This is a genomic window from Succinimonas sp., from assembly GCF_045225735.1.
Lineage (GTDB): Bacteria > Pseudomonadota > Gammaproteobacteria > Enterobacterales > Succinivibrionaceae > Succinimonas.
On sequence record NZ_JBGVBR010000102.1, the window covers coordinates 1 to 6,269 of the forward strand.

The following is a 6,269-nucleotide window of genomic DNA, read 5'->3' on the forward strand; positions in this document are numbered from 1 at the left end:
GACATTCCCAAAAAATCACCCCCTGAACTCCAAGTCCCTTGGAGTAAGGGGCTTAGACTTCATGCAAAAATCGCAGGGAAGTTACGTAGTACCAAAGCAAATGATCGAACCCATTCCTGCTTATCTCATTTCCATATTTTTCTTTTGCCTTTTCTCTAACAGCATCTACCGCTTTTCGGTAAACATCGTATTCTGTCAAACTTCTTTTTTTAACTGGTATTTTGTAATATTCTAAATACCAAGGTAAAACAGTTCTAAGTATGTTGTCATGAATTGAATAGTTGTCTTGCTTATCAGATCCTTCAAACAAATAGTAGCATGCGTAGTGACAGAATTTTGATGCAAAAGAGGTATTCTCCCTGGCATTGTGACTTACATCATCGGGGTGTGTTTTTGCTTCGATTTTTTTGAACATGTCTAAATTTCTTTCCCATAAGCTATTGAGTAATTCCTTTTTGTCAATTTCATTAACAATGCGCCTAGTGATTTCGTCTCTTCCAACACCATCAGAATTAATGTGGGTACTGTTTTCGTTATCAACAGCAATTACAGCTCTCTTAATTATTTCATCATAAGTCAGTTTGTTATCAATTGCAGAAGCATCCGAATCCAATTTCAAACCTTCAAAATAATCTTTAACTTCCGGATACTGCTGATCAAGAAAATCATTCTTATTATCAAGTATGTAAGCACGTAACATACTCATCCAATAAGCAGTTGACCCATTATATTTATATTCAACAGTTTCTTCAGAATCCTTTTTGCTTGATTTCAAACTTAGCTTAGGCTTTGCTTTCTTTTCATGCGATTTTATATAGGCCGAGTCATTACGAATCATGGCTTCAACTTTAGCCACATTATCTCTGGTTAGTTTTACTATTGTTTTTCCGTTGGACTTACATGACTCTTCCTCAATCATTTTATCTTTTTTTGCCGCTATAAGTTCTTCATTAATAATGTTAGTCATTTCGCCTCCATCCATTATCACTCCTCATACTTCTACCAGAATATAAGATTTAAGATGTTGACTGCATTCACATTCTTCAAAAATTTACCCTCTATCCCAAAAAACGAAAAAGTCCATGCCAAATCTGACATGAGCTCCCGAATTCACCCTGTTTTGATCAAACCTTGCGGAACATCCTGATGTCTACTTTTTCAGGTTTAGCAGGTAATTAACCAAGTCAACAACCTTCGTTGACGGATTATCTGTTCCCGCTTTTTTGGCTGATTCATTGGCCTTTTCAGCATTTTGAACAGCAGTCTGCAACCGGGATTTCAAAGTATCAAATATCCTCATGTTATTCTTGCTATATGCAGGGATATGTTTTTTAAGCTCTGAAATGACTGCTGATGCTGAAGGAAATGATTTTGTAGTATATTCAAAATGCAGCAAAAACCAGTATTCAAAACACGGAACTGACGTAATGGCTGTAAATTTACTGCTGGCCTTTGAAAGCATACGCACAGCTGTATCGTAATTACCGTGCTGGTCTTTGTCGAAAACGCAGAATACCCTGTCAAACGCATTGTTTTCTTTTTGCGATTCCTTATAAAGTTTCTCAGCATGTTTAATTATGCTCACCGGATCTGAACCTTTGGATGCATCCGTTACAACCACGTTGGCAGAGCTTAAGTCATATTCGTGTTTAAAGCCCTCAAAATAAAGAGGCTCTGTCTGTTCACCTTCACAAACAATCAGTACTCGGTCGTAAGACTTGCAAAAACCGATTCTTCTCTGCTGATCCTTAAGCTTTCTGGCTTTTCGCTTTTTGAAAAGATCTTCGCTGCCCATTACTGCACCCCGCAGAAAGAACGAACAAGAGGCAGCGCTCCGTAACGACCGGAAAGATATCCCAGTTCCAGATTTTCCTTTCCCTTTTTAGGACTGAAATCGGATAAAGGATACAAGAAAGAGGCCTGTTCTCTGTTTTTATCGCAGAACCAGATCTGATCCCTCCTGAAAATTTCCTGAGTAAGAATGGTTGTGTCATGAGTGGTGAAAATCAGCTGCGCATTTTTAGGATTGGCTTTTGGATCATGAAACAATTCCACCAGGAACTGCACCAGCTTAGGATGGAGATTTACGTTAAGCTCATCAATGCACAGAACACTGCCGTTAGACAGAACATCCAGAATCGGTTCGGCAAAAGAAAAGAATTGCTGCGTGCCGGAGGATTCATCCCTGAAATTAAATAATACTGTCTGACCGCTGCTGTCAGTGTGAACCGTGCTGATTTCATAGACTGGTTCCCCGGGGAGATGCTTTTCCTCCACGCGGATATCTTCGATATTAAAATCAGCAGCCTTGAGGAATTTCAAAACATCTTCCTTTCCGCTGCCCGTACAGAATCTGGCAGTAGACTCAGGAGATAAACCTTCAGTTCCTGCAAAGCGAAGAGTTTTGCTGAACCAGTCGAAAACAGGTTTCAGCTGCTCGCTGTTAAGCTGAACAGCTGTCGAGAGGAATAAGGCGTTTTCACGGGTGGAGTCACGCCACAGCTTTTTGGCTCCCTGCAGAAACTGACTGAATTTCCAGAGATGCTTTCCGGATTCAGCATCCCAGACTCTTTCAAACCATTTCTGAGGGCGACCCGCAGGAAAGGCAAAAAGCCATTCATCAAAAATCTGATCTGCCGAGGCGCTGAAACCGTACTGGTATTTCACGTCACTGACGATAAAACTCACTTCAAATTCCATAGGCCGAGTGCCTGTCTCAGGATTGAGTCTGAAAGGAGTCAGAGGAAGCTTCATGCCACGCTGCAAAGCAGTGGTAACAATGCCTTTCATGACGGAAAGAGCCTTCAGGAAGTTAGATTTACCGCAGGAATTCGGACCGTACACAGCAGCGCTCTTAAGCAGGCTGAACTCTTTTTCAGCCATGATGGGGAAGGCATTCCCCGGCCGTTCGCTGCTTTTGCTTTTTACCATAGTAAAGGTCTGCAGTTCTTTGAATGACAGAAAGTTCTGGATGCGAAACTCAACCAACATAACAACCTCTTTTCAATGCTGTTTTTAACCTTTTGTTCCAAAAATAGCATTTTAATTTGATTGTTTCAAGGTTTAAAGATTTTTCGTTTCCAAATCTGACATGAGCTCCCGAATTCACCCTGTTTTGATTAAACCTTGCGGAACATCCTGATGTCCAGAATTTCCTCCCGGTTGGTTTTCTCAAGCTCCTTTCTCGCTGCGTTAAGCTCTTCAAGTCTGACAATCTCATCCTTGGCGTCATCCAGCCCCAGGTGCGTATAGACGTTCATGGTTACTGAAATGTCTGAATGCCCCATGAGGTACTGCAGGGTCTTGGGATTCATTCTGGCCTTTGCCTGATTGCTGCAATAGGTATGACGGCAGACGTGAGGACTGATTGGCGGCATCTGAACCTTGAAGATCTCGTTGTACCGCTTTACGGCATACTGGAACCGGTGCTTCCAGTGCAGAGCCACCTCGGGCATGCCGGCCTTGTCCCTGAAAAGAAAACCCACATAGCCCTTCACCATGACTTCCGGAAGATCTGTCGGTCTGCTGTCGATGATGGACTTAAACATCTGATACACATCATCCGTCATGGGCAGCTTCCGGGTACCGGCATTGGTCTTTGTCGGCAGGATCTCGTAGTTTCCGGAATACACCTTCTGGAGCTGATGATTGATGTCAATGACGCGGTTCTCCATATCGAGATCCTTTAAGGTCAGTCCGCAGAATTCAGAGATGCGCATGCCGGTATGGAAGAGGATGTAAAAGGCCTCGTAGTATTTCCAGTAGACACAGTCGTCATGAACGAATTTGAGAAACTGGTACATCTGCTGCCTGGTAATGGCAAGTCTGGTTTTCTCGGTATTGTAGATTATCCCGGCAAGCTCAAAGCCGAAAGGATTCTTAACCAGGATGTCATCGTCCACAGCCATCTGAAAGGCCGGTCTCAGGATGCCGCGAACCGATTTAATGGTGCTTGAACCTCTGCCGTCTGACTGCAGCTTGATCAGGAAGAGCTTCGCGTCGGAGGTTTTTACAGCATGAATATTTCTGGTGCTGAATTCTTCCTTGGCAAGAAGATTGGTGAGGTACTTGTACCCCTCACGCGTGGAGCTTCTGACACCTGTTTTGGTTTTAAGGTACCGGGCCACCAGCTCACTCACGGTCATGTTACTGCATGCAGGATCAAGCCTTGAGGCCATATCACGTCCGATTTCAGCCTCCAGTTCTCTTAGTGAGAGGCAAGGCTGCTTTCCTGCAGGCAGCGGATCTGTCGGCGTCAGTCTCCAGCTGTACAAAAACTTGGGCTTGCCGTTAACAATGTACTTGAACTGGTATTTGCCATTGGCTCTGATGGACTCACCGGTATGCAGGATTCTATGCTTCGAGTCTCTTCTTTGTCCTGTTTTTGGCATTGGCTAATTTCTCCATATTTCCGTCGCTGTTTAAAAACTTCACAAATTCATCCCTTATTACAAGACGTCTGGTTCTGTAATAGGCCACAAAACTGGTATCCCCCTTCAGCACCAGCTGATACAGCTTCTGGTAACTCAGGTTGAATACCGCGGATGCTTCTCTTAATGAAAGAAGCTGTTTTTCTTCAGGGTTGGGTCTTCTCATGCGCTCTTTTACCTCCTTATGATTAACCGTATATTTCCGTACCGTTTCCGGGATAGCAACTACTTGTTGCAAATGAAAGGAAATCTGGATTAAACAGTTTTGAAGAAGGTATTCCTCGAATTTGGGCCGGACAATCAGAAACCTGTTGCCGCACTTTATCGAGAAAACACCAACATTCATTTCAGCAAGACGCCGCAGCCTTTTGACTCCGATGTGAAAGTACTGAGAGGATTCGTTAATTGTCAGGGTATAGCGTTCGTTAAGCGGAATATCATTCATTTTCGTGCCTCCTATTCCTATAAGGTAGCCACGGCAGAGGCGCAGATCTGACGTTTGCGTTAATCTTTTTTGCAAAAAGGCGTGATGTAGCCCGCCGCTTCCGGAAAAAGTTAAGTGTTGATATTTTGGACGTGTTATCGACAGATACTTTATGCTTATATTCTTATCAAAACGTAAGATGTTGGCGGTTGACGATTAAGTAGGTTATGGGATAATGACAGTGATAGAGCCTTTCTGCGCTGAACAGCGAACCAGAGAAAGGCCTTTTCAGAGGTGATGGTCAGATTCAAAGGCGGAGCAGAATGCTGAAGTCTATAGGTATCGGAGCGGAATTGTTTCACGAATTAATTGAAAGCAACAGTTATTACGTGGACAAGACTCCTTTTATCAGAACTGTTTTTAAAGAAAACACCTCGAAAGTCATGCTTATCACCAGACCGAGACGCTTCGGTAAAACGCTAACCATGTCCACTTTTTATGATTTTCTGGCTCTTGATCCTGAAAATCCCGGAAATGTCTCCCGTCAGGAAAACTGGTTCAAGGACACCAAAATTTTTGAGGATAAGGAATTCTGCAGCAAGTACATGGGGAAGTTTCCGGTAATCTTTGTGTCGTTTAAAACCATCATTCATCAGCACTTCAATGATGCTTATAATCAGTTTGCCACTCTGATATACAGACTGGCGCTGCAGTTTGAGTATCTGGCTGCCAGCGAGGAATTATCAGATAAGCAGAAGGAACAATATGCCAGTCTGAGTAATTATGAAAAGCTTACAGACAGAACCAATAAATCTTATCTGACAGGATCCCTTAAGACGCTTTCATGTCTTCTCAAAGCGCATCATAAGATAAGCCCTGTACTATTGATTGACGAATACGACGTGCCTATTGCCAAAGCGGCTTATCATGGCTACTACGATGAAATGACAGATCTTATCAGTCCTTTCTATAACGACACCTTAAAAACAAATACGTATCTGGGCAGAGCAGTGCTTACCGGATGTTTAAGAGCAGCTAAGGAAAGTATTTTTACCGGGCTCAATAATCTTATGATCTGCTCGGTACTTGATTCCGGAGATGATGATCTATCCTCCGGGATAGGCTTTACTGAAGAAGAAACTCAGGAAGTCCTCAAATACTACGGACTTTCAGACTATTACGAAGAGGCAAAAAACAATTACGACGGGTACCATTTTGGCACAATTCATATGTACTGCCCGTGGGATGTCATGAATTTCTGCAAGGACAACTGCAAAAAGGTCGGTGCGGAAAATAAGGAGATTACCGCCGGCAATTACTGGATTAACACCAGCGGTAACGATGTTATCGAAGAATTCATGGGTTTTATAGAGCCGGATGACGTTGATAAGATGCAAAGCCTTCTGGATGGCGAA

Annotated in this window: 6 protein-coding genes; 1 reads left to right on the top strand and 5 read right to left on the bottom strand. The window is 43.1% G+C overall.

The genetic code is table 11. From position 1 onward, the window contains the following. Positions 1 to 52: 52 nt before the first annotated feature. From ACJROR_RS03510 to ACJROR_RS03530, 5 genes are all read right to left on the bottom strand, one after another. The gene (locus ACJROR_RS03510) at positions 53 to 982 is read right to left on the bottom strand and encodes a hypothetical protein (protein WP_406545886.1); all 930 of its coding nucleotides are present in this window, start codon (positions 980 to 982) and stop codon (positions 53 to 55) included. Positions 983 to 1,150: 168 nt separating this feature from the next. After that, on the bottom strand, positions 1,151 to 1,795 hold the full coding sequence (locus ACJROR_RS03515; protein ID WP_406545887.1) for an RloB family protein: 645 nt from the start codon (positions 1,793 to 1,795) through the stop codon (positions 1,151 to 1,153). Then, the gene (locus ACJROR_RS03520) at positions 1,795 to 2,991 is read right to left on the bottom strand and encodes an ATP/GTP-binding protein (RefSeq protein ID WP_406545888.1); all 1,197 of its coding nucleotides are present in this window, start codon (positions 2,989 to 2,991) and stop codon (positions 1,795 to 1,797) included. The genes ACJROR_RS03515 and ACJROR_RS03520 overlap by 1 nt, the downstream gene beginning before the upstream one ends. A 128-nt stretch (positions 2,992 to 3,119) precedes the next feature. Continuing rightward, entirely contained in the window at positions 3,120 to 4,391 is a 1,272-nt protein-coding gene (locus tag ACJROR_RS03525; RefSeq protein WP_406545889.1) for an integrase DNA-binding domain-containing protein, read from the bottom strand. Beyond that, complete coding sequence (locus ACJROR_RS03530; protein ID WP_406545890.1) at positions 4,354 to 4,875, bottom strand: excisionase; 522 nt, start codon at positions 4,873 to 4,875, stop codon at positions 4,354 to 4,356. The genes ACJROR_RS03525 and ACJROR_RS03530 overlap by 38 nt, the downstream gene beginning before the upstream one ends. 302 nt (positions 4,876 to 5,177) lie before the next feature. Here ACJROR_RS03530 and ACJROR_RS03535 point away from each other — a divergent pair. Beyond that, a partial coding sequence (locus ACJROR_RS03535; RefSeq protein WP_406545891.1) for an AAA family ATPase occupies positions 5,178 to 6,269 on the top strand: 1,092 nt, incomplete at its 3' end.

Excerpts from the sequence above, each read along its gene's own strand:
- ACJROR_RS03515 (WP_406545887.1), bottom strand. The coding sequence starts at position 1,795 with ATGGGCAGCGAAGATCTTTTCAAAAAGCGAAAAGCCAGAAAGCTTAAG.
- ACJROR_RS03520 (WP_406545888.1), bottom strand. The coding sequence starts at position 2,991 with ATGTTGGTTGAGTTTCGCATCCAGAACTTTCTGTCATTCAAAGAACTG.
- ACJROR_RS03510 (WP_406545886.1), bottom strand. The coding sequence starts at position 982 with ATGGATGGAGGCGAAATGACTAACATTATTAATGAAGAACTTATAGCG.
- ACJROR_RS03530 (WP_406545890.1), bottom strand. The coding sequence starts at position 4,875 with ATGAATGATATTCCGCTTAACGAACGCTATACCCTGACAATTAACGAA.
- ACJROR_RS03525 (WP_406545889.1), bottom strand. The coding sequence starts at position 4,391 with ATGCCAAAAACAGGACAAAGAAGAGACTCGAAGCATAGAATCCTGCAT.